The organism is Sphingomonas sp. BL-S-28 (genome assembly GCF_055521515.1).
Window position 1 is genome coordinate 147,528 of sequence record NZ_CM145483.1, and the last position, 22,082, is coordinate 169,609.

The window sequence follows — 22,082 nt, forward strand, 5'->3', positions numbered from 1 at the left end:
CGGTAGAATGGCCCGGTAAATGGCCCGGTAAAATGGCCCGTTTCGTCTTATTTCGCGGCCGGAATCTGCGCGAGATCGGCGTCGACCTTCGCAAGCACGCTGTCGGAAAGCACGTCTCCGGCATAGGCTTGGACTTGCTTCAGCGTCATGCCGCGCGCCATGTCGATCTGCGGATTGGCGACAAGCGTGGGAACGTCCTTGACCAGCACGGCTTTGGTGGCCGGATTGTCCAGAAGGTCGCCGATCGGCGTGGTGGCCGAGGAATAAGCAGGCGTTGCCGCAGGAGCAGCAGGCGCCGCAGCAGGTGCAGGGGCGGCCGAAGCCGGAAGCGCGGCGGCGCTACCGATCAGGCAGGCGCTGGCAAGCAGGAACTGGCGAAACGTCGATTTCATTGCCTTGCATCCCTTAAATCAGAGACTTGTTCGCATGAAGGCCCGCGTGACGGACGATCATGCGCGGTTATATTGGCCGCACCAAAGCCGGGCAAGCGTCCCCATCGCGCGGAATAACCGCGTTGGCGATTAAAATTTGGTCGGCTGCATTGTGCTCAATCGGGAGCCGGAAGAGTGAGGACCACCAACAGGCCCGGCCCGTCCTGACGGTCCTCCAGGCGGATCGTCCCTCGGGCCAGCGTCATCGCCTTGACGGCGATGGACAGGCCGAGGCCACTGCCCGGACTGACCGACGGCCCGCGCTCGAAGCGGCGCAGCAATCGCGCGCGATCATCGGGCGCGACGCCGCTGCCCCGATCGCCTACCGTGATGACGAGGTGATCGGTCGTCCGCACGATGGCGATGTCGATGCGGCCGCCATCGCCGGCATGGCGCACGGCATTGTCGATCACCGCCGTCAGCGCGATCTGCAGCGATCCGGGGTCGCATTGCCAGCGCACCACGTGATCGGGCAGGACGGCGAACTCGATCGCGTCGCAGGGCAGGTTGACCACCGCTTCGGCCACTACGTCGGCAACGATGGCGTGCACATCGATGGACCGGGCGGAAACGGCAGTGGCGTTCAGGCGCGCCAGCGTCAGCATGCCACCCACCAATTGGTTGGCGCGCATGACCGTCGCCAACAGCCGGGCAAGCTCGTCACGCAGCGCATCCGGCGCGGTCCGGGCCAGAACTTGCGCCTGTGCGCGGATCGCCGCGAGCGGCGTGCGCAGTTCGTGGGCCACATCGTCGGTGAAGGCCTGCTCCAGTTCATAGGCCTGTTCCAGCCTTGCAAAGAGCTTGTTGAGCGCGGTTATCAGCGGACCCAGATCGCGTGACCAGTCCTCGGGAACCAGCGGCGTCAGATCGGCCAGCGAACGTGCGTTGAGTGACGAGGCCAACCTTTCGACTTCGGACAGGCTTTTGCGCAAGGTCAGCCACAGCACGATCATCGCCGCCGCCATCAGCAGCAGCAAGGGCAGAGCCAGCTTGCGCAGCATCGGCGCGAGTGGAAATTCGCGCATGGAGTCACGTTCCGCCACGACCACCAGCAGCCGCGCATCGCGGCCGGGCAGGCCATAGCTGCGCCAGCGATCGCCGACTGCCGTGAAATCGTGCAGGCCGGGCTGCCGCGGCACCAGGTCGACCGGCGCCCCCCAGCCGGACTGGGCCACGGGCCGGCCTTCCCAGAACACCGCGAACATGCACCAGTCGTAGGAGGCGTGGAACGCGCGCTTTTCTTCCGAGGACAGCAGGGGGTCGGTGGTGCCCTCCAGCCCCTTGCCGCGGGCGGCCAGCACGCCGGCGGTCAGTTCGTCCTGCATCATCATGTAGAGCAGGCGCGATGCGTTCACGAGCTGGGCATCGGACGCGCGGCCGATTTCCTTGGCCGCCACCGAATAGAGCACGGCACCCATGGCAAGGCCGGTCAGCGCCAGCAGCACCAGCACGCGGCGATAGAGCCGGGTGGAAAGCGAAGCGCGTTTCATGCGCTGCGCCTCATGAATCCGATCCTCCGACCATGTAGCCAAGGCCCCGCGCGGTGCGGATGAAGTCGCGCCCGAACTTGCGCCGCAGGGCGGAGATGGCGACTTCTATCGTGTTCGATTCCACCCATTGATCCTGATCGTAAAGCTCGCCTTCCAGATCGGCCTTGGAGACGAACCGCCGCGCGCGCCGCATCAGCAGGGCGAGGACGCGAAATTCCTTGGCGGTCAACGGTACTTCCTCGCCATCACGGCTGGCGACATGGCCGGCGAAGTCCAGAGTGACGCCGCCCACACTCGCACTGTCGCCATGGCGGCGGTCGCGCCGGCGCAGTTGAGAGCGGATGCGGGCGGCCAGTTCCTCCAGATCGACCGGCTTGACCACATAGTCGTCGGCGCCGGCATCCAGCCCGGCAACGCGGTGTGCGGTGCGGTCCAGCGCGGTGATGACGATGACCGGAGTTTCGTTGCGGGCGGAACGCAGCGTGCGCAGCGCCTCTATGCCGGACGTGTGCGGTAGGCCGAGATCCAGCAGGATCACGTCATAAGCGGCGGTGCCGATTGCGGCGAGCACGTCATCCCCGCGCGCGACGAGATCGACGACATAGCCGTCGAGTTCCAGCGCCCGCTTCATTGCGGGGCCAAGATCGGCATCGTCTTCCGCGACCAGCAGACGGGGCAAGATCGGCTCTCCGGGCCAGGTTGAGCGCCGCAGGAAGGGGCGCGAGAGGCCGGATTACGCCAGCTTCGGGCCGACCGTCAAATGGCGAAAAAACATTTCCGCGCCATCAGCTTCGCATCAGCTTCGCGGCCTAGGCACGATTGCTCGACCCGAACGCATGAGCCCCCGCCGCGGCGATACCGCCCCGGCCCGACGGCAGGACCGGCCAACGATATCATGACCCTTCACAAGTCTCCGCGTGAGATCGCGACCCGTTCCTCACTCGATACATCGTTCGACACTTCATTCACCCAACCATCCGCCCGGTCGCAATCCGGCCTGGCACCCTGCGTCGCGCTGATCGGCTGCGACGGTTCGGGCAAATCCACGCTGACGCGCGATCTGGTGATGTTGCTGGACCGGCAAGCGCCCACCCGATCGATGTATCTGGGGCTGGGCACCGGCGACCTTGGCCGCAAGATCGGCGAAGTTCCGGTGATCGGCCGGTTGGTCGAAGGATTCCTGACCGGAAAGGCGCGCAAGGCGCATGACGGCAAGAGCAGCTCCGGCCCGGACAAGCGCTTGCCCGGATTGGTGACGGCGCTGGCGATGTTCGGCTTCTCGCTCGCGCGGCATCGCCGTTTTCAGCAGGTGATCGATTTCCGCCGCAACGGCGTGCAGGTGGTGACAGACCGCTATCCGCAGGCCGAAGTATCCGGCAGTTTCGACGGCCCCGGCCTGTCATGGACGCGCAAGGGATCGGCTCTGGTGGAGCGCCTCGCCCGGCGCGAACGCGCGCTATACGATGGCATGGCCGCCTATCGCCCGACGGTGGTTATCCGCCTGAATGTCGATGTGGATACGGCGCTTGCACGCAAGGCCGATCACGAACGCGCCATGCTGGAAAAGAAGCTGGCCGTCGTGCCGACGCTGCGCTTCGCCGGGGCCCAGATCGTCGATGTCGATGCCACGCGGCCCTATCACGAGGTGCTGGCATCCGTCCTTGCCGTGCTGCGCCGCCATGGGCTGCAGAGCTGATGAACTTCCCCACGATGAAGAAGCACCACGCGTAACGCCATGACCCTTCCCCCCCTTATCGCCGTCGTCGGCTGCGACGGTTCCGGCAAGTCCACCGTGACGGAGGCGCTCTGCGCCTGGATGAACGAGGATCGGCCCACGCGGCTCTGCCATCTGGGCAAACAGTCCGGCAATATCGGCCGCCGCATCGCGCGCCTGCCGTTGCTGGGCGGCAAGTTGGACAAATCCATTCATGCAAAGGCGCGCAAGGCCCAGGCGGAGACCGGGCCGGGGCTGCTTGCGGCGCTGGTGATCTATGCCTTTTCGATGCGCCGGGTGCGGCGGTTCAACCGCATGATGCGGCTGCGCCGCGCCGGCCATGCCATCGTTGCAGACAGGTTTCCGCAAGTGAACCTGCCCGGCCCGATGGACGGGCTGGGCCTGTCTGCCTGCAATGTGGCTGCGCCGCGCTCCGGGCTTGTCGGCCTGTTGGCGCGCAGCGAATTGCACCAGTATCGGGCCATGGCGGAAACGCGCCCCGATCTGGTGCTGCGCCTGAACGTGTCGTTGGATGTAGCGATCTCGCGCAAGCCGGATCATCGCCAGTCTTCATTGGCGCGCAAGGTCGCGGATGTGCCGCGCCTGACGTTCGAGGGCGCGCCGATCGTGGAGATCGATGCCGAACAACCGCTGGAGCAGGTGCTGCTACAGGCGAAGGCCGCAGTCTTTGCGCGCCTTGCCCTGCTTGAGCCGGCGGCGGGACGGAAGGCGGCCTGATGAAGTCTCTGACCGCGAAATCCTTCACCGTGAAACACTGGTTTGCCGACGGGGTGTTCCGCACGATCGTGCGCAATGCCTCCTATCTTGGATCCGGCAAGCTGGTGGCGGCGCTGCTGGGCCTCGTGGCGCTGGCCTGCGCGGGGCGCGGCATGACGCCGGCGCTGTTCGGCACGCTGGTGATTATCCATTCCTACGCCAACGGCGTGGGCGCGCTGGTCAAGTTCCAGACCTGGCAGTTCATCGTCCGCTATGGCACGCCGGCGATGGGGCGCGGCGATATCGACGAACTGCGCGATGTTACCGGCTTTGCCTTCGGGCTGGACCTTGCCAGCGGCCTTGTCGGACTGGTGGGCGGACTGGTGCTGCTGCCGTTCCTGGCAGACTGGTTCGACATTCCGGCCGAAGATGTGCAGATGGCCATGTTCTACTGCCTGCTCATCCCGACGATGACGGCGGCCACGCCCACCGGCATCCTGCGCGTGCTCGACAGGTTCGACCAGTTGGCGTTGCAGCAGTTGGTGACTCCTGCCTTGCGCGCGATCGGCGGAGCCATATCCTATTTCGGCAATCTGGGCTTCCTTGGCTTCATGGTGACCTGGTTCGTGGCGGACCTTGCCGGCGACTTGTGCCTGTGGGTCATGTCGGTGATCGAACTGCGCCGGCGCGGCATTCGCGGCGCGCTGCGGCCGGGGCTGATGGGACCGGGACGGCGGCTTCCGGCAGCGTGGGACTTCGTGTGGACCACCAATATCGCGCACTCGGTATGGGCCGCATGGGGGCCGGTGAGCAATCTGATCGTCGGCGCCATGTTGGGGCCGACCAGTGCCGGCCTGTTCAAGATCGCGGCAACCTTCTTCGATTCCGCCAGCAAGCCGGCCGATCTGATGTCGCGCAGCTTCTATCCGGAGATCATGCGGCTCGACCCGGCCAGCCGTCACCCCTGGCAACTGGCCATTCGCAGCGCGCTGATCTCGGGCGGCATGGGTCTGCTGATCCTGCTGGTGGTGATCCTGGGGGGAGAGCCCGTGATCGGCTTCGTCTTCGGCAAGCGCTATGTCGAGGCTTACGACCTGCTGCAGTTGATGACTGCGTCGCTCATCGTCACAATGGCCAGCTTCCCGCTTGAATCGCTGCTTTACATGGCCGGGCGCCAGCGGTCGGCACTGGCGGCGGAGGGGACGGCAGCGGCAGGCTATGCGCTGCTGTTGTTCGTGCTGATTCACCTGTTCGGGATTACCGGCGCGGGTCTGGCTTATGTGGCCGGCGTGTCGCTGAAGGCACTGCTGATGCTGCTGCCCACGGTGCGCGCCTATCACGGCCGGGACAAGCTGGTGTCGGTGATGACGCAAGGCGCGCGGGCATGACGGCGGCGCGCACTTTCCCGCGGGAAACACTGGATGCGATGTTCCTGGCGGTCGAGATGAACGATGTGGTCGATCCGGAGGTCAGCCTGCCCGATCCGATCCCGGTCGTCTGCGATGAAGAGGTGATGCGCAACTGCTTTGCACTTTGCCTGCAGTTCTGGCGGGAAGGGGCGGACCGGGTACAGATGCGCGATCTCGTCAGCGCTCTGCTGTTTTCGGGCGACCTGCCGCATGATGCGCGGGTTCGCTACAAGAATATTCGCGCGGCGTACAAGCAGATGCGCTTCGCGCTGGTACTCTACGGCCGGCGGCACAAGGTTCCGCTGCTGTTCGGCGTGACCGTGGCTGCCATGGGCCATCTGCAGGATGCCTTCCGCAGCCGCCGGCGATGGGCGGTAACCGGCTATGCGCTGGCATTGCGGATACTGCTTTCGCGTCCGGTCTGGATGGCGGTGCAGCACGAAGTCGGACGCGTGGAACTGGATGACGCGCAAGGCTTTCGCGCCTTTCACAAGGCGGAATTCCAGCGCCTGCAGGGCTGGCTGAAAGATGGGCCGCTGACCGGTCATCGTTTCCATATGATGCGCAAGGTGGTCAGCCGGCAGGTCTCGTTCTATGACGCGATGCGCACTCTGCGGCCCGACGATCGGGTCCATCGCATGTCTCGCTTTCTGAGTGCGATCAACGGGTTAATGGGCAGTATGCACGACGATCTGGTGGAGCAGGCGGGTGCCGGGCAGCGCGATTATCATGCGGACGATTTCCCGATGCCGCGCGATATTGCGGACCGGCTGGAGGTACTGGTCGCCCGCAATCCGTTCCAGGCGGCCTGACCGGCCCTGAATGAGAACGCGCAGTGCGCGACCCTAGTGGTCGCGGCTGCCCTGGCGCAGTTGTGCTTGCGAAACCATGCCCGGCATCTGCGGTTCGTAGAACGCCATTTCGCGCGCCATCACGGCCGCCTGCGTACGGTTGCGCGCGCCCATTTTGGTAAGGATCGATTTGACGGTGGCCTTGATCGCTGCCTCGCTGACCTTGAGGTCGTAGGCGATGGTCTTGTTCTGCAGGCCGTCACGAAGGCTTTCGAGAACCTCCCGCTCGCGATCGTTGAAGTTGAAGGCAGCAAGGTTCGCTTTGTTCGGGGAAGTCCGGCTGGTGACGATCAGCATATGGCCGACCAGATCGATGATCTCCGGCGGCGCCACCTTCTGCCCGATGGCCACCATCTGCATCATGGCCACCAGCGCCTGGCAGGGTGAGTTGATCAGAAAATAGGCATGGGCGCCGGCCATGTAGAGCGCCGTCATTTCGGCAAAGTCGAAAGTTTCCACCAGCACCACGACCCGCAGGCGGGAGCAATGCTTGATCAGGGCGTTCAGGGCCCCGGGGCCATCGACCTCGCACAGCGATCGGTCCACGATCAGGATCGGGTTCTCGTATCGCGCCGCTGCGGAAGGGGAGAAGTTCGCCAGATTCTTGACGGCTTCGATGTGCGGGAAGCCGGCATCGGAAAGAATGCGGCACAGCCCTTCGTGGGCGAGGGAATTTCTTACGGAAACGAATATCGCGGTAGACATGATGGCATGGCCCTTCGTCATGGCGCAATTCGGGAGGAGGGGATCAGCGGGATTTGCCGTGAACCAGGTGAAGGAATGGCTGGCCGCCGCGGGGAGAGGACCCGTCCGGATATTCGACCCTGCCGTCTGGCCGCAAAATGCGGAAATCGGAGGTGTCTATCGATCCGTTGATGGTGATCGGGCAGATCGTCGAGATCGGCACCTCGTCGCCGGCGATGCGGAATGTGTCGATGCGCCAGGCGATCACCTGGTCCATGCCGTCGGGAGCGGAAATGTCCTTTGGCCCTTCGTGCGCCATGGGGCCTTGCATGGTGGGCGAGACATAGAAGCCGTCGCCTGCGGATACGCACGTCGTCGAAATCAGCTCGTGGGTCATGATGTCCCCAGCCATTGGCGCGGATGGCGCCTGGACAATTGCTTGACGCGCCGGGCAGATCCCCCGCCATTCCGCGCCTTGCCCTTCGATTCTACCCCTGCTTGGCTTACGGCGACCTTACAGGGGCTTCGCGGTTGTGGGCCGCTCCGTCCCGCGCTTGCGGGTCCTGCGGCCAAGACGGCGCGAAGCGAGCAGCGTCGCTGCCATCGCCATCCCGGCAACCCCGAAGCCGAACAGCACGAGATGGCCCTCGTTGATCGACAGCATCTCTCCCAGCGGACCTGCCGCAAGATAGCCCGGTGCGAACATCAGCGGCACCCAGAGCACGGCCGAGGCGATGTTGGCGATCTGGAACGGACGTTTCGGCATTGTCAGCACCCCGGCGACGAGCGGCACCGTCGCCCGGATGGGACCAAGGAAGCGGCCCATGAAAACGGCCGCGAAACCGTACTTGCGGAAGAACAGCCGGGTGCGGGCCACTGCCGGACGATGCCGGTTGAGCGGCCAGCGGCGATAGACTTTGGGGCCGATCCTGCTGCCGAACAGGTAGGAAAGCCAGTCTCCCACGATCGATCCGACCACGGCCCAGAGGAAGATCGGCCAGGCATCCAGAGCGTCCGCCCCGATCAGGCCGCCGATGGCGAGCATTACCGCAGTAGCCGGAACGAACAGGCCGACGATGGCCAGCGATTCACCCAGACAGAGCAGGCCCACGACCGGGCCGGCCCAAATCCCGTGGGTCGCGACGAACTGGCCGGCCTGATCGATCAGGTTCTCCATCGGCGGTCAGGCAGCTGCCGCCATGGCACGCCGCGCGGCATGCCAATATGGCCGCCGCCCCAGCGCATCAAGATAGCATTCCAATACCTGGTGCGAGGCGCTGTCCCAGTCATAGGCGGCGCTGGCGGTGCGAGCATAGGCGCCCATCGCGCGCCGTTCTTCCGCGTTGGTGACCAGTTGCCGCAATGCGGTCAGTCCGGCATCCAGATCGCCCGGCGCGAACAGCACGCCCGGTCCGTCCTGAAGCAGATTGCGCCCGCTTGGCACGTCCACGCAGACGGTGGGCAGGCCGGCGGCCATGGCCTCCAGCGTCACGTTGCCGAACGCCTCGGTCATGCTGGGGTTGAGGAAGATGTCTGCACTGGCGACGGCGCGGCCGAGATCCGTGCCCATCAAATGTCCGGCGAAGCGCGCCTGCGGCAGTTTGCGCGCCAGCCAGCCACGCTCGGGACCGTCGCCGACCACCAGGGGGCGCACCGGCAGGCCTTCGTCCAGCAGGCGTCGACACAGCGCGGCATATTCGGTCAGCCCCTTCTCGCGGACAAGGCGGCCGAAGTGCAGCACGGCGATCTCGCCATCGGCAATGCCGGCCGCGCGGCGCCAGCGCATGTCGCGATTCTGCGGGCTGAACTGACGACGATCGACACCGCGACCCCAAAGCCGAGTGCGGGCAGCCAGGCCTGCTTCCTCGAATTCGCGGGCGATGCCGGGCGTCGGTACCAGGATGCGATCGCTGCGTCGGTAGAAGCGGGCAAGGTGGCGCTCCATGGCGGGGCGCAGCAGTCTGGCGCCGTAGAAGGCGGCATATTTCTCGAACCGCGTATGCAGGCTGGCCACGACCGGAATGCCGGCCTTGCGGGCATGGCGCTGGGCGGCGCTTCCGGTCCAATCGGGGGCGGAAACATGGATCAGGTCGGGCGCGAAGCTGTCCAGATCGGCGCAGATGGCGCGCGGCAGTCCCAGCCCCAGGCGATAGTCGCCGCGGCCGGGAATGGCGATCGACGGAACCGATACCAGCGTGCCCTCCGGCGCGAAGGCGGGCACTGTTGATGTGGGAGAATAGACCCTGACGGCGCAGCCCTGCCGTTCCAGATAGTTTACCAGACGGTTCAGCGCCTGGTTCGCGCCATCGCGTATGTAATTGTAGTTTCCGGAAAACAGCGCGATGCGAGGGTGGCGGTACGCATTGCCTGTCAGGAGGCCATCGGGCAAGTTGTCGATCTTCGGTATCATTTTTCGATTTGCAAAGGCTCGGCCGCCAGACGCGGCCACCCGGTTCAGCTATCCGCAACCAGCTTACGGCAACCTTACAAGACCGCTTGCGATTATGGAGCGTATATATGCGTTTTCGGGTCATTTTTACGGCAGCGGGCAGTTCTTTCGATGCATCTGTTGCGTGCCGATCGTATCGCCGCGATAGGGGTGGGATGATGGCGAACCAAGGCTTCGATGCGCCGGCCGTGGCCCGTGCGCGCTTGCCCCGACCCAGCGGCGGGCGCGGATGAGGCTGCTGATCGTAGAGGACAATGCAGAGCTTGCCGAACTGATCGGGCAGCATCTGACACAGGCGGGCTTCGCCAACGACATCGTCGCCAATGCAGAGGATGCGCGCGCTTTCGTTGCCGCCGGCGATCATGCGGCGATGCTGCTGGATTTGGGGCTTCCCGATGAGGATGGCATCGTGCTGCTGCGCGAATTGCGCGCCGCCGGGCACTTCCTGCCGATCATGGCCCTGACCGCGCGATCGGCCATCGCGGATCGGGTGGCCGGGCTGAATGCCGGTGCGGACGATTACCTTTCGAAGCCTTTCGCGGCGGAGGAACTGATTGCCCGCGTTGCCGCGCTGCTGCGCCGGGCCATGGGCGAACAGGGGGGAGAGATCGCCTGCGGCCGCCTGCGCTACGATGTCGCCTCCCAGACCCTGCGCGTGGCGGATGCGACGATCGTGCTCGCCCCGCGAGAGGTGCAACTGCTGGACCTGCTGATGCGCCATCGGGACAAGGTGGTGCGCAAGACCCAGATTGAATCCGCCTTTTTCGGCCTGGGGGACGAATTCTCTTCGAACGCGGCCGAAGTCACCGTACACCGCCTGCGCAAACGTCTGATGGCGCTGGACGGCGGGGCGGAGATCGTCACCGTGCGCGGCCTCGGCTACCTGCTGCGTGCCGAGTTGGAGGCCTGATGCGCACACCGTCCGTCTTGCGGCGGATATTGGTCCTTCATGCGGCGGCCACGCTGATCACCGCCGTTGTCGCCGCCGTGGGCGCGTGGGTGCTGATAGATAGTACGGGCGACCGGTTGCAGCGGCAGATCCTGGATGAATACGTGCAGAAGATGCAGGCGGGGCTTGAGCGCAATGCCCGCGGCTGGACGATATCGGAGGCTGCCGCCGCCGGACTGCGCGGCGGGGGCAGCAGCTTCAGCTTCTGGGTGGAGGACCGCGGGCATCGCATCGCGATCGAAAATCTGAAATCCGATCCCTCCCTGGCCGTGCCGACGCGGCGGACGACCCGTTATTTCCGGCGGGTTCGCGGCTCCAAGATCTACTCCGGAGTCAGCGTGCCGATGGCGCGCGAGCCTGGAAGCTGGATCGTCATCGTCCAGAATCTGGACCATCCGGACGTGATCTTCGACGATCTTCGCGCGCAGATCGTCATGGTGGGCGGCGGCTTGCTGGCGATCTTCCTGATCGGCCTGCTTACCGTGGATACCTATATCATTCGTCAGTCGCTGGCACCGGTGAAGCGCGCCTCTCGCGAGGTGGAGCAGGTTTCTCCCAATCAGTTGCAACAGCGCGTCGACACCGAAGGGATGCCGGAGGAAGTTCTGCCACTGCTGCGTGCCTTCAACGGGGCGCTGGACCGGGTGGAGGATGCCTACCGGATCGAGCGCGAATTCGCCGCCGATGCCGCGCACGAACTGCGCACGCCGCTGGCCATCCTGCGCCTGCTGGTGGCGCAGACCGGCGAACTGGGCGGCACGTCGGACGTGCAGGCAAGGATGCTGCGGCAGATCGATGTGGTGGAGGCGATCGTGGAGCGGCTGCTGCTGGTGGCTGAAGTCGATGCGATGGCGTGCGATCCGGACGACGTGGTGGACTTGCGGGCCGTGGTGGAGGACCGCGTTGCGGCGATCGCGCCCCTGCTGATCGCAACGGACCACGGGGTGGAGATTGTCGGGGAGGATTGCGTCATGGCCTGCGCGTCCGAGCATCTGGTGGGCCGGGCGCTGGATTCGCTGCTTGAAAACGCGGCGCGGCATACGCCGGCGGGTACCGATGTCACGGTGACGGTCGGCCCCGGTGCGCAAGTGCATGTTGCCGACACCGGGCCGGGCCTGCACGCGTCGGACGCGCAGATATTTCAGCGTTTCGAGGCGGTTCGGCGCGATCTTTCACGCAGTTCCGGACTTGGCCTGGCGATCGCCAGCGAGCTTATGCGCAAGGTCGGCGGCCGATTGGAGGTTTGCGCGAATGTGCCGAAAGGCACGGTGTTCACGCTGAGGTTTCGACCGTCCGAAACGGAGCGCCCGCATGGCCTGGATGGCCATGCGGGCGCGCGTATTACCAGGTGAAGCCGACAGTGCCCTGCACGGTGCGGCGGTTGCCGTACCAGCACCAGGAATAGGCTGCGAAGCAGCTGGTCAGGTACTTCTTGTCGAAGATGTTCGCGGCGTTGAGGCCCAGCGTCACCCCGGCAAGATCGGGGCTCACCTTCGCCAGGTTGTAACGGATCAGCCCGTCGAACACCGTGTAGGACGGGGTGTAGATCGACGTCGTGCCGTCAAGGCTGCCGGCGTAGACCTTGTCGACATGGCGAACGCCGCCGCCGATCGACAGGCCGGAGAGCGAACCATCCTTCGGCTCCCACGCGAGGTTTGCCGAAATGCCGCCCTTGCCCACGGTGGCAAGGCCCTTGCCGACGTTGGCGGGGTTTTCGTCTTCCAGCACCTTCACGTTCTGCGTGCTGAAGGCCGCGCGGAACTTGAAGTCGTAAGGCAGAGAGCCGCTCGCCTCGAACTCGACACCGCGCGAGCGTACTTCGCCCGACTGGAAGGCGGCGAACGAGACCGGGTTGTAGACCACCACGTTGGTCTGGTTGATCTGGAACCACGCGCCGGTCAGCAGGATGTCCGTGCCGGGGATTGCGTACTTGGCGCCAGCCTCGATCTGCTTGCCGAGCGAAGGCTTGGCCAGATCGCCGCTTTCAAGTTGCGCCGACTGCGGTTCGAACGAGGTCGAGTAAGTCACGTAGGGCGAGATGCCGAGGCTCGTCTTATAGAGCGCCGCAGCACGCCAGGTGAACTTCTTGTTTTTCTGGACGGCGCCGTCCTGCTCCTGGCGGGCCCAGTCCTGACGGCCGCTGAGCGTCACGTTGAGGCCGCCGACCGAGATCTGGTCCTGCAGATAGACGCCCTGCTGGCGCTGGCGGACTTCGGTGTAGGTCGGCGTTACCAGCGTGTTCGGATCGTAGTTGAAGTCTGCGTCGTAACCCGGCACCAGATAAGGGTTCTGCGGCGTGGGCATCGTACCGTAGACCGGCGCAAAGCCGTTGATCGTCGAGGCCGAGCCGAACGCGAAGAGTTCGTCCGAATGCGCAACCTGACGGTCCACGCCCAGCAGAACGCTGTGGCGCAGCGGGCCTGTATCGAACTTGCCGGTCAACTGGTTGTCGAACGTCCAGTTGTTGAGGTGTTCGGTCGTCGCATAGGACGCACGGTTGAAATCGGTGGTGCTGCCGGTCACCAGCGAGCCGGAAGTATAGACGATGCCCAGCTTGCTCTTCACGTACTGGTATCGGCCCGAAGAGCGGAACGCCCAGTCCGAATTGAATTCATGGCGGAAGATGTAGGTGGCAGCCGCCTGCTCGCGCTTGAAGAAGTCGCCCGGCTCACCGCCGTAGAAGCTGGTGGGCAGCCTGCCGTTCGGATTGTCGAACAGCGTGCCGCTGGCGGGAAACACGCCATAGTTGCCGTTGAACGGATCATGCGAATAGGCGCCCAGCACGGTGAAGGTGGTGGGGCTGCCGGCGCCGAAGGTCACCGCGCCGGAAACCGTCTGGCGGCGACGCTTGCCGAAGTCCTGCTGCGCATCGGCGCCGTTGACGCTGCCGTAGATGCGCCAGAGAATGGATTCGCCCGCCTTGCCGCCAATGTCGCCATCGAACCGGTAATTGTTGTAGTTGCCGTAGGATCCGGAGACTGCACCGTAGAAATCACGGTCGATCGGAAGCTTGCTCTGCTGGTTGATGAAACCGCCCGGGCTTGACGAACCGTAGAGCGCCGATGCCGGGCCCTTGACGATTTCGATGCGGTCCAGACGCGACATGTCCACTTGCGGGACGGCGTAACCGGAGGCGCTGCCGAACAGCTTCAGGCCATCGAGGTAGGTCGGTGCGTCGAAGCCGCGCAGCTTGAACTGGTCGTAGACTTCGGCCGAGGCACCGCGCGTTTCCGGGGTGACGCCAGCCACGAAGCGCAGGGCCTGATTGAGGTTCTGGATGCCGAGATCGGCGATGGTCGAAGCGTCGATGACCGAGATCGACTGCGGCGTGTCGACGATCGGCGTATCGCTCTTGGTACCCGACAGGGCAACGGTGGCGGGACGATCGCCGGTAACGATGATGTCGTCGACATCGGCTGCGGCCGCGTGTGCCGCTGCGGGAAGGATGGCAATCGCCACCATGCCAGTTGCCGCGCCTGCAAGGAGGCGGCTGCGGACCGTCGTTCGAACCATGTGATGCCTTTCGGTATGAGTCGCGGCGGCTGTTAGTGATAATGCGACTGGCTCGCAAGATGTACCGAAGCTCCGTCTTGCGATTGCTGGAAGACCGAAGCAAAATGGGCACACAGGGGTGAGAAGCGGCACAACTCCAGCCACCGGGCCACGCGATTTCGCTGCGTTGGGGAGTCGGCTGTCGTTGCAAAGCGCAATTGCCGAAAGCTGCCAGCGACTTGAGCGCCACCGGGCTCAAGTCGCCCGGCTGGCGCCCGGACTGGCGGCGTCAGTGTTGTTGTTTCAACTGCCCGCTCGTCGCGCGGGGCTCGGCGGCATGGCCGCTGATTTCCGCGCCGGCATGGGGCGCGAAACGCAGGTTCCACAGCGTCGCGGAAAGCGAAATCGCCGTCACGATCCAGAATGCGGTCGAGAAGTCCGTCAGCACGGGCGTCTCGTGTCCATGCGCCACCATCGAAAGGTGCAACGCCACGGCCGCCACGCAGATGCCCAGGGACAGCATGAGTTGCTGGAACGTAGAATAGAACGCCGTGGCGCTGCTCATCTGGTGCTTGTCGATACCGTCATAGGCAATGGTGTTGTAGGCGGTGAATTGGAACGACATGAAGAAGCCGGCCAGCGCCAGCGTCGTGAAGATCGCCCAGGTGGGCCACTCGGGGCTGAACAGGCCGCAGACCGCATAGCCAGCGGTCGCCACCACGCCGTTGACGATCAGCGCCTGCCGAAACCCGAACCGGCGCAGAATGCGCGGGGCGAAGCTTTTCATCGCCAGCGATCCGATCGCGGTGGCCACGGTGATTGTGCCGCTGCGGGCCGCCGAATAGCCGAAGCCCACCTGCATCATGAGTGGCAGCAGGAACGGCTGTGCGCCTTGCGTGATGCGTGTGATCGAACCGGCGATCACCGAAAGGCGGAATGTGTCGTCCTTCAGCAGGGCAAGGTCCAGGATCGCGCCCTCGTGACGCCGGGCGTGGCGGATGTAGCACGCGCCGGCGACGATGCCGACCGCGATCAGCGCGGCAGCGAAGGCGCCCTGTCCCGGCCGGCTGACCATTTCGAACCCGAACAGGAGGCAACCCAGCGCCATCCCGCTAAGCACGAAACCGATGGTGTCGAAGCGATTGGGTCGCTCTTCGCGAACGTTGGCGATGAAGCGGCCGGTCAGCCACAGGCCCAACAGGCCCATCGGCAGGTTGATGTAGAAGATCCACCGCCAGTCCAGGTAAGTGACGATCAGCCCGCCCAGCGGCGGCCCGACGATGGGGCCGATCAGCGCCGGCACCAGCAGCCAGGACATCGCGCTGACCATGTCCTGCTTGGCGACGGAGCGCAGCAGCACCAGACGGCCGACCGGAATCATCATGGCACCGCCGATCCCCTGCACGAAGCGGGACAGCACGATCAGCTCCAGCGATCCCGACTGGCCGCAGGCAAGGCTGCCCAGCATGAACAGCCCGATCGCTGTGCGGAAAACGGTGCGTGAGCCGAACCGATCCGCCAGCGTACCGGAGGCGGGAATGAAGATCGCCAGCGCCAGCAGGTAGGATGTGAGTGCAACGCTCATGTCTTGCGGGCGAACGCCGAAATCGCGCGCCATGGTCGGCAGCGCGGTGGCCAGCACGGTCGCGTCGACGAACTCCATGAACAGGGCGGATGCGATAATGAGCGCGATCAGCCGATAGTTCGACGCGGCCGGGGCGGCGTCCATCTCCGGCGTCATCGCAATGGCGCCGGCCGCCGGCACGATACCGTCGCGCACTTCGGCATTGACCGAGGCGATACCGCGCCGGCGCGGCCTCAACATGGGATGGAAACCCGGCGAATCGGATGGTTACGCAAAATCACTATGCGCCTCATAGACCCATCCGGAGCGTTCGAAGCGATCGAACTATGCATCAGGTGTTTCGTTTAGGCGAACTGTCGAACTCACGCCGGCGCAAAAAAATGGGGTGAACGGTGCAAGACCGCTCACCCGTAAGGAGGGATTGTTTGCCGTTCAGCCGCGCAAGATCAGCGGCCGAAATGAACCTTCAGGCGCATGCCATACATGCGCGGTTCGCCCAGTGAGGCGAGGATCAGCCCGGTCCCCGAAACGCCCGGCAGGAAGGTGTAATACTTTTCCTTGGTGACGTTCGTCGCGAACAGCGAAAGGTCCACCGGCGATCCGCCGATCGAATCCCAGCTGGCGTTCAGGTTGAGCAGATTGCTGGAAGGCAACCAGCTCAGGCTGCGGAATTCCGCCTGGGTGGCCGGATCGGGGCTGGTGTAGAAACGGCTGGAATAGTTGCCTAGCGCCTTGTCGGAATGGGTGAACGTGGCGCCGAACGAGACGGTACCGATCTCGGAATCGAGCGGAAGTTCGTAAGTCGCGGTCACCGTGTACTTGTTCTTCGGCGAAAGCAGCAGCGGATCGCCGACGCGGGCCTGGCCGTAGACGACGAAGCCGGTGGTCGGCCCGTCGACCGAGAAGGTCTGGATCGAGCGGATCTTTGTATTCAGATAGGCGTAGGAACCCTGGATCGTCAGGCCATGAAACGGCTTGAGGGAGCCATCCACTTCCACGCCCCAGATGCGCGAGCTGCCAGCGTTGGCAGGTGCGGTCGTGGGCGAGACGCTGGGCGGGTTGGTGGCGCCCGTTGGGTCCGAATATTGCAGGAAGTCCAGCTGGATCTGCTGGTTCGAGAAGTCGTTGTAGAACGCCGCGACGTTCAGGGTGCTGCGCAGGAAGTCGTGGAAGCTGCCCTTCATGCCAACTTCGTAAGTATCCACCTTCTCGGGCTGGACATAGGCAAGACTCAACGGAACCGTCGGCGAAACCGTGCCCGTGCGATAGCCGCGCGAATACTTCGCATAGAGCATCAGGTCGCGCATCGGGTTGTAGTCCAGGTCGATCACCCAGGTGGGGGCGCTGGATTTCTGCGTCAGGTTGATGCGGCAATCGGTGGCGGCGTTGAAGTTGGCAAAAGTCACCGTGGCCGCGTTGCTGGTGGCGGGGTTGCTGCAATAGATGTCCGTCGGCGCGCCGTATCCCACTGCCGGGAAGCCGGTGTAGGTCACCAGCTGGCTGTCGTTGGACACGCGATCCCAGGTGTAGCGGAAGCCGCCGGTCAGCTTCAGCTGCTCGGTCAGCTTGTAGGTGGCCTGCGCATAGAGGCCGACGTCGCGGAACGAGGTGCGCGACGCGGTGTAGTTGACGACGCCGGCGGGAATTCCCGGCACCGGCAGCATCGACAGCGGCGAGGTGCAGATCATCGCCGTCACATCAGTGCAGTTGCCGTAAACCGGCGACTGCGAGCCCGAAAGGCCCAGCGGATCGCTGACTTCCAGATAGCCGCCACCCTGATACGTGAGCCGATCGTCAAGCGCGTGGCCCTGAAGCTGCAGTTCCTCGGTCAGCGTGGACTGGCTGCCGGTCGCGCCGCCCGGAATCGGGTTGACGGTGGCGAAGCCGAAGGCGCCGTTGGGCAGGCCGATGTTGGCGGTGTTGAGATCGGTGCCGAACAGCGCCGATTTCAGATTGTCACGCAGTTCCGCATAGCTGGCGATGTTCTTCACGGTCAGCGTGTCGCTGGCCTGCCAGGTGGTGGTATTGATGATCTGCCACTGCTCGATCTTGGAGGAGGGGGTCTCCATCGTCTGCCAGGCGTCGTAGAAGCCTGATCCCTGCTTGGTCAGCTGGTTGCCGGCGAAAGCGCCGAAGCCTTCCGCGGGATCGGCGGCGATCAGTTTCTGGATCGTGCCGTTCGTGTTCGAACGGCTGTAGGAAACGATCATGTAGTTTTCGAGGTTGGGCGCCAGATCCGCCACCGCGCTGAAGCGCAGCGCGGTATAGTTGACGTCGCCGAAATCCTTGGGGCCGATGCCGCTGTTGTTGTGGATGTAGCCGTCGCGCGACTGGTGATCGACGCCCAGGCGAATGCGCAGGGAGTCCATCACCGGAATGTTCAGCACGGCCTGGATGCGGCGCATGTCGTAATTGCCGATAGACCCTTCGACATAGCCTTCCAGATCGCCGGTCGGCTTCTGGGGCACCAGAATGACCGCACCGCCGGTGGTGTTGCGGCCCTGCAGGGTGCCCTGCGGGCCTTTCAGGACCTGCACATTGGCAAGGTCGAAAAAGCTGCCGGGCCCGGCACCGTCGCCGACAGGCACGTTATTGGATGCACCGCGCGGCGCAACGACGTCGGCAAAGTAGACGCCGACCGAGGGAGCGGTGCCGGTATCCTGCACGAAGCCGCGCAGCGCGAAGGTGGAATTCTCGTTGCCGAAGTTGGAATTGGCCGAGAGCGAGGGCGTGTATCGCGCAAGATCCTGCGCATTGACGACGTTGCGGTCTGCCAGCTGCTCCTGATTGAATGCCGTAATGGAGATGGGAACGTCCTGAAGGCGTTCCTCAACGCGGCGTGCGGTAACAATAATGTCGTTGCTGGTAGCTTCCGCATTGCTATCTGCTTGCGCCATCGCTGGTGCCGATGCCAAGGTGAAGGCAATAAGGCTTACGCCTGACATTATAGGTAGAGACTTGAATGCACTGGCCACGCGGCTCTCTCCATTCTTATATTCTGGAATTGTCAAATATTTCGCCCTCACCACGGCGACCCAGATTTATACTGGGAGATATGAATTCTATTCGTGATTGTGGAATTGGCCCATAGGCAGGCGCCCGCCATCCGGGCAATGAAGATCGTATGCAGCATGCGACTGATCGCAGTGATGATGGGCCGGCGCGGGATGTGATTGCGGGTGGATCGTATATGTCCGGTTTTGTACAATTTTTTGGATATCGCGAGGTACCGCCCGGCGGCGGAACTGTCGTCGTGGCGACTCGGCCTGTGTCAAAACATTGCCGGGGCGCCCTGCCAGATTGACGCATCCCGCCTGCAGTGAGAGGGCCTTGCAGAAGATGCCGCTGCCGTGAGATGCACAAGAAACTGCGGTATCGGTCGAGAGAGGTGCCTGTGCCCCGTTTCCGCCCCTGGCGCCTGCCGGCGCAGGCCGCGATCCTGATCCTGTTGATCGGCCTGGTTCAACTGGCCGGCAGCCTGCTGTTCTATCAGTCGATCGATCGCCAGACCCTGCGCGAGGATCATGCCCGGCGCATTGCCGAACTGCTGGTGGTGAGCGAGCGGATCCACGCCAACGATCCGCAGCAGGTGGTGGAGGTTATGTCCACCCGGCACCTTGAGGCGGAAGTGGCCGCGCGCCCGCGTGTAACCCATGCCACCACGGCCCGGCCGCTGGGATCGATCGCGAAGGAGGTGGTACGCTGGGAGCCGGGGCTGGCGGGCCGCGAACTTCACCTGGCCTATTCGGGCGGGCCGGACGGGCGCCGCGACCTTGTCGGCTCCATGCGCCTTGCGGATGGGTCGTGGCTGAATTTCCGGTCGAGCGACATTGGCTCGATGTGGCCGGTGGCGACGCGGGCCATGGTATTGACCCTGCTGACCGCGCTGGCGTGTCTGGCTGTTGGGCTGGCGGCGCTGGGCTTCCTGACGCGGCCGTTGCGGCGGCTGGCCCGTGCGGCGGATGCCATCGGGCATGGCCAGCGCGTTGAAATCGATGAGCAGGGATCGGCGGACTTGCGCGATCTGGCCCACGCCATGAATGTGATGCAGGAACGTATCGCCCGTTTGGTCGAAGATCAGGCCCGTTCTTTCGAGGCGATCAGCCACGATTTGCGCACGCCGCTGGCGCGCCAGCGCGTGGCCGCCGATCTTGTGGAGGATCGGGAACTGGCAGAGATCATGGGTGCCAGTATCGGCGAGATGGAAGGCCTGATCGGATCGCTTCAGGGCTACCTGCGCGCGCAGCACGTTGCCAGCGATCCCTCCGAAGTTGACCTTCGAGCACTGGCAGATGCCGTCGCGGCGCAGCATGGGGACCGCGTGCAGGTCTCCGGACCGGATCACGCGATCGCCACGACCTATGTGGAGCCGGTGCAACTGGCGCTGGGCGCGCTGGTGGACAATGCCGTGCGGTTCGGCGGCGCGGCGCAAGTCGGGCTTGAACGCGCCGCCGAAGGCTGGACCATCGAGGTGGACGATCCCGGCCCCGGCATCCCGCCACATCATTTCGCCGATGTGCTGACACCGTTCTTCCGGATGGACGAGGCGCGCAGTCGGGATGTGCCTGGCTTTGGGCTGGGCATTCCGACGGCGCACCGACTGATGATGCGTTTCGGCGGCGAGCTTGCTTTCGAGGCAAGACCGCAGGGCGGGTTCGTTGCACGGATCCGGGTGCCGGAGGCGGCCGAAGACTGAGACCGCGTTAGAGCAGTTTCAGCGCATTTTCCGAGTCATCGGGTGATTCCACCCGATTTAGAAAATGCTCTGGAGACGCGGATCGACCACCGTGCGGACCGGCGCGTTAGGCCCCGACATCGCGGCGATAGCGTCGGCCACGCCGTCAACACCGATGCGGTCGCCCAACCAAAGCGATACGTCGATCCTGCCATCGGCGATGGCCCGCATGGCAAGGTCCATGTCCTGCGGTTCCTCACCGCCGGCGAACTGCACGTTCAGCCGCTTGTTCTGCGCGGCGAAGACGAACAACGCCTCTTCCTCCATGCAGTACCCGCCCATGACGATGCGCCCGTCGAACGGTGCATCGGCGATGATGCGCGAGAGCATGCCTTTCTGGCCGACATTCTCGTAGACCAGATTGACGCGGCGCCCGCCGAGGCCGGGAAGCGGGCCATAGGGGCTGGTTTCGCGGGGATCGACGGCCACATCCGCACCCATGGCTAGCGCGATCTCCCGCCGACCGGGATGGAAATCGGCAGCGACGATCGGGCCGATCCCGGCAAGCCTGAGCCCGGCGATCACCCCAAGGCCAATGGCACCGCATCCCAGTACCAGCGGCACGTCGCCCGCTTCCGGCCGGCCGCGCCGTGCATGTTCCAACCCCACTGCGAGGGGCTCGATCATCGCGGCGCGATCATCGTCCAGACCGTCACTCACTTCGATCAGCATGGCTTCGTCCAGCAGCATCAGTTCGCCGAAGCCGCCGGGGCATTCGTGGCTGAAGCCGATCACCGAATGACCGCCGCCTGCGCGCATGATCGGCACGGAGGTGACGCGCCGCCCGGTCTTGACCGTGCGCGCGCTGCCGGGGCCATAGTCCAGAACCTCCCCCACGAATTCGTGCCCGGGCACGAACGGCCGCGCGAAATCCAGCGCCGCATAAGGCCCGCCGAAGCGGCGGGACAGGTCGATCACGTTCTGCCCGGCGTGCAGGAAATGCGCTTCGGACGCGCACATGCCGCAGCTATGCGTGCGCACCAATGCCTGGCCCTTGCCCGGCACCGGCTCGTCCACGGATCCGACATGGACCGCGCCGTTCTCGATAATGGCGGCTCTCATAGTCCGCCCTCCACCATGAGTGCCGCGTAGGATGGATCGCTTCGATCGCGTAGGCCCCGGTTGCGGTGCTCCATCGGCGTGACCACCCGCATTTCCTCGTGATCGAACACGACCGTGCGATGGACGAGGCCCCAGCGCCCTTCGCGCCGTGCCCATTTGTCGCAATAACGCCCCCAGACGGCGATATGCAGCACATCCTCACCGCGCCGTGCCCGCATCGTGCCGCTCACATAGGCCTCGCTGCCGGCCCGATCCCCGTCGACGGTCACCAGCACATTGGCCACCTGATGCGAATGGCTGAGCAATCGCGCATGGTCGGCGCAGATTCGGTCTATCACGCCCTTGCCGGGGCCCTGATAGAAGTCTTCGCCATAATCGGCATATCCATCCTCGTGCCAGATCGAATGACCCAGTGGGACGTCGATCCTATCTACCGCACGACAATAGCGGTGGATCAGATCGCGGATCGCGTCCTTGTCCGCCAGGTCGCGCAAGATCGCTTCGCTATCCATGC

General features: G+C 64.5%; 19 protein-coding genes. 7 read left to right on the forward strand and 12 right to left on the reverse strand.

The genetic code is table 11. The features are described 5' to 3' along the window. Positions 1 to 47 precede the first annotated feature (47 nt). From ACZ1JC_RS00695 to ACZ1JC_RS00705, 3 genes are all read right to left on the reverse strand, one after another. Complete coding sequence (locus ACZ1JC_RS00695; protein ID WP_465139823.1) at positions 48 to 392, reverse strand: hypothetical protein; 345 nt, start codon at positions 390 to 392, stop codon at positions 48 to 50. A 155-nt stretch (positions 393 to 547) separates the two neighbouring features. Further along, entirely contained in the window at positions 548 to 1,921 is a 1,374-nt protein-coding gene (locus tag ACZ1JC_RS00700; RefSeq protein WP_465139822.1) for a sensor histidine kinase, read from the reverse strand. 10 nt (positions 1,922 to 1,931) lie between these two features. Then, the gene (locus ACZ1JC_RS00705; protein WP_465139821.1) at positions 1,932 to 2,600 is read right to left on the reverse strand and encodes a response regulator transcription factor; all 669 of its coding nucleotides are present in this window, start codon (positions 2,598 to 2,600) and stop codon (positions 1,932 to 1,934) included. Between the two features lie 216 nt (positions 2,601 to 2,816). On the opposite strand from ACZ1JC_RS00705, the gene ACZ1JC_RS00710 reads away from it, so the two are divergent. Genes ACZ1JC_RS00710 through ACZ1JC_RS00725 form a run of 4 tightly spaced genes read left to right on the forward strand, consistent with a single transcriptional unit; the run spans position 2,817 to position 6,573 of the window. After that, positions 2,817 to 3,617: a nucleoside/nucleotide kinase family protein gene (locus ACZ1JC_RS00710; RefSeq protein ID WP_465139820.1), complete on the forward strand. Its 801-nt coding sequence runs from the start codon at positions 2,817 to 2,819 to the stop codon at positions 3,615 to 3,617. A 39-nt stretch (positions 3,618 to 3,656) separates the two neighbouring features. Then, on the forward strand, positions 3,657 to 4,373 hold the full coding sequence (locus tag ACZ1JC_RS00715; RefSeq protein WP_465139819.1) for a nucleoside/nucleotide kinase family protein: 717 nt from the start codon (positions 3,657 to 3,659) through the stop codon (positions 4,371 to 4,373). Then, the gene (locus tag ACZ1JC_RS00720) at positions 4,373 to 5,740 is read left to right on the forward strand and encodes a lipopolysaccharide biosynthesis protein (RefSeq protein WP_465139818.1); all 1,368 of its coding nucleotides are present in this window, start codon (positions 4,373 to 4,375) and stop codon (positions 5,738 to 5,740) included. The genes ACZ1JC_RS00715 and ACZ1JC_RS00720 overlap by 1 nt, the downstream gene beginning before the upstream one ends. Beyond that, positions 5,737 to 6,573: a hypothetical protein gene (locus ACZ1JC_RS00725; RefSeq protein WP_465139817.1), complete on the forward strand. Its 837-nt coding sequence runs from the start codon at positions 5,737 to 5,739 to the stop codon at positions 6,571 to 6,573. The genes ACZ1JC_RS00720 and ACZ1JC_RS00725 overlap by 4 nt, the downstream gene beginning before the upstream one ends. Positions 6,574 to 6,606: 33 nt before the next feature. Here the strand turns inward: ACZ1JC_RS00725 and ACZ1JC_RS00730 are convergent, their stop codons facing one another. From ACZ1JC_RS00730 to ACZ1JC_RS00745, 4 genes are all read right to left on the reverse strand, one after another. Next, the gene (locus ACZ1JC_RS00730; protein ID WP_465148483.1) at positions 6,607 to 7,317 is read right to left on the reverse strand and encodes a LuxR C-terminal-related transcriptional regulator; all 711 of its coding nucleotides are present in this window, start codon (positions 7,315 to 7,317) and stop codon (positions 6,607 to 6,609) included. Positions 7,318 to 7,360: 43 nt separating this feature from the next. Further along, entirely contained in the window at positions 7,361 to 7,693 is a 333-nt protein-coding gene (locus ACZ1JC_RS00735) for a hypothetical protein (RefSeq protein WP_465139815.1), read from the reverse strand. A 117-nt stretch (positions 7,694 to 7,810) separates the two neighbouring features. Continuing rightward, entirely contained in the window at positions 7,811 to 8,473 is a 663-nt protein-coding gene (locus tag ACZ1JC_RS00740) for a DedA family protein (protein WP_465139814.1), read from the reverse strand. 6 nt (positions 8,474 to 8,479) lie between these two features. Further along, a complete protein-coding gene (locus ACZ1JC_RS00745) occupies positions 8,480 to 9,706 on the reverse strand; it encodes a glycosyltransferase family 4 protein (protein ID WP_465139813.1) in 1,227 nt (408 codons plus the stop codon). Between the two features lie 268 nt (positions 9,707 to 9,974). On the opposite strand from ACZ1JC_RS00745, the gene ACZ1JC_RS00750 reads away from it, so the two are divergent. Both ACZ1JC_RS00750 and ACZ1JC_RS00755 read left to right on the forward strand, forming a co-directional pair. Continuing rightward, the gene (locus ACZ1JC_RS00750) at positions 9,975 to 10,655 is read left to right on the forward strand and encodes a response regulator (protein ID WP_465139812.1); all 681 of its coding nucleotides are present in this window, start codon (positions 9,975 to 9,977) and stop codon (positions 10,653 to 10,655) included. Beyond that, entirely contained in the window at positions 10,655 to 12,046 is a 1,392-nt protein-coding gene (locus ACZ1JC_RS00755) for a sensor histidine kinase (RefSeq protein ID WP_465139811.1), read from the forward strand. Before ACZ1JC_RS00750 ends, ACZ1JC_RS00755 begins: the two co-directional genes overlap by 1 nt. Here the strand turns inward: ACZ1JC_RS00755 and ACZ1JC_RS00760 are convergent. The 3 genes from ACZ1JC_RS00760 to ACZ1JC_RS00770 form a co-directional block, all read right to left on the reverse strand. Then, entirely contained in the window at positions 12,036 to 14,207 is a 2,172-nt protein-coding gene (locus tag ACZ1JC_RS00760; RefSeq protein ID WP_465139810.1) for a TonB-dependent siderophore receptor, read from the reverse strand. The two genes, ACZ1JC_RS00755 and ACZ1JC_RS00760, sit on opposite strands and share 11 nt — an antisense overlap. Before the next feature lie 268 nt (positions 14,208 to 14,475). After that, positions 14,476 to 16,011, reverse strand: a complete 1,536-nt coding sequence (locus ACZ1JC_RS00765) for a DHA2 family efflux MFS transporter permease subunit (RefSeq protein ID WP_465139809.1) — start codon at positions 16,009 to 16,011, stop codon at positions 14,476 to 14,478. A gap of 206 nt (positions 16,012 to 16,217) precedes the next feature. Continuing rightward, positions 16,218 to 18,668: a TonB-dependent receptor gene (locus ACZ1JC_RS00770; protein WP_465139808.1), complete on the reverse strand. Its 2,451-nt coding sequence runs from the start codon at positions 18,666 to 18,668 to the stop codon at positions 16,218 to 16,220. A 497-nt stretch (positions 18,669 to 19,165) separates the two neighbouring features. Between ACZ1JC_RS00770 and ACZ1JC_RS00775 the strand changes: the two genes are divergently transcribed. After that, a complete protein-coding gene (locus ACZ1JC_RS00775; protein WP_465139807.1) occupies positions 19,166 to 20,467 on the forward strand; it encodes an ATP-binding protein in 1,302 nt (433 codons plus the stop codon). 57 nt (positions 20,468 to 20,524) lie between these two features. Here ACZ1JC_RS00775 and ACZ1JC_RS00780 read toward each other — a convergent pair whose 3' ends face one another. Beyond that, a complete protein-coding gene (locus ACZ1JC_RS00780) occupies positions 20,525 to 21,568 on the reverse strand; it encodes a zinc-binding dehydrogenase (protein ID WP_465139806.1) in 1,044 nt (347 codons plus the stop codon). After that, positions 21,565 to 22,080 carry a nuclear transport factor 2 family protein gene (locus ACZ1JC_RS00785; protein WP_465140254.1) on the reverse strand — a complete coding sequence of 172 codons (516 nt, stop codon included), beginning with the start codon at positions 22,078 to 22,080 and terminating at the stop codon, positions 21,565 to 21,567. The genes ACZ1JC_RS00780 and ACZ1JC_RS00785 overlap by 4 nt, the downstream gene beginning before the upstream one ends. Between the last annotated feature and the right edge of the window lie 2 nt (positions 22,081 to 22,082).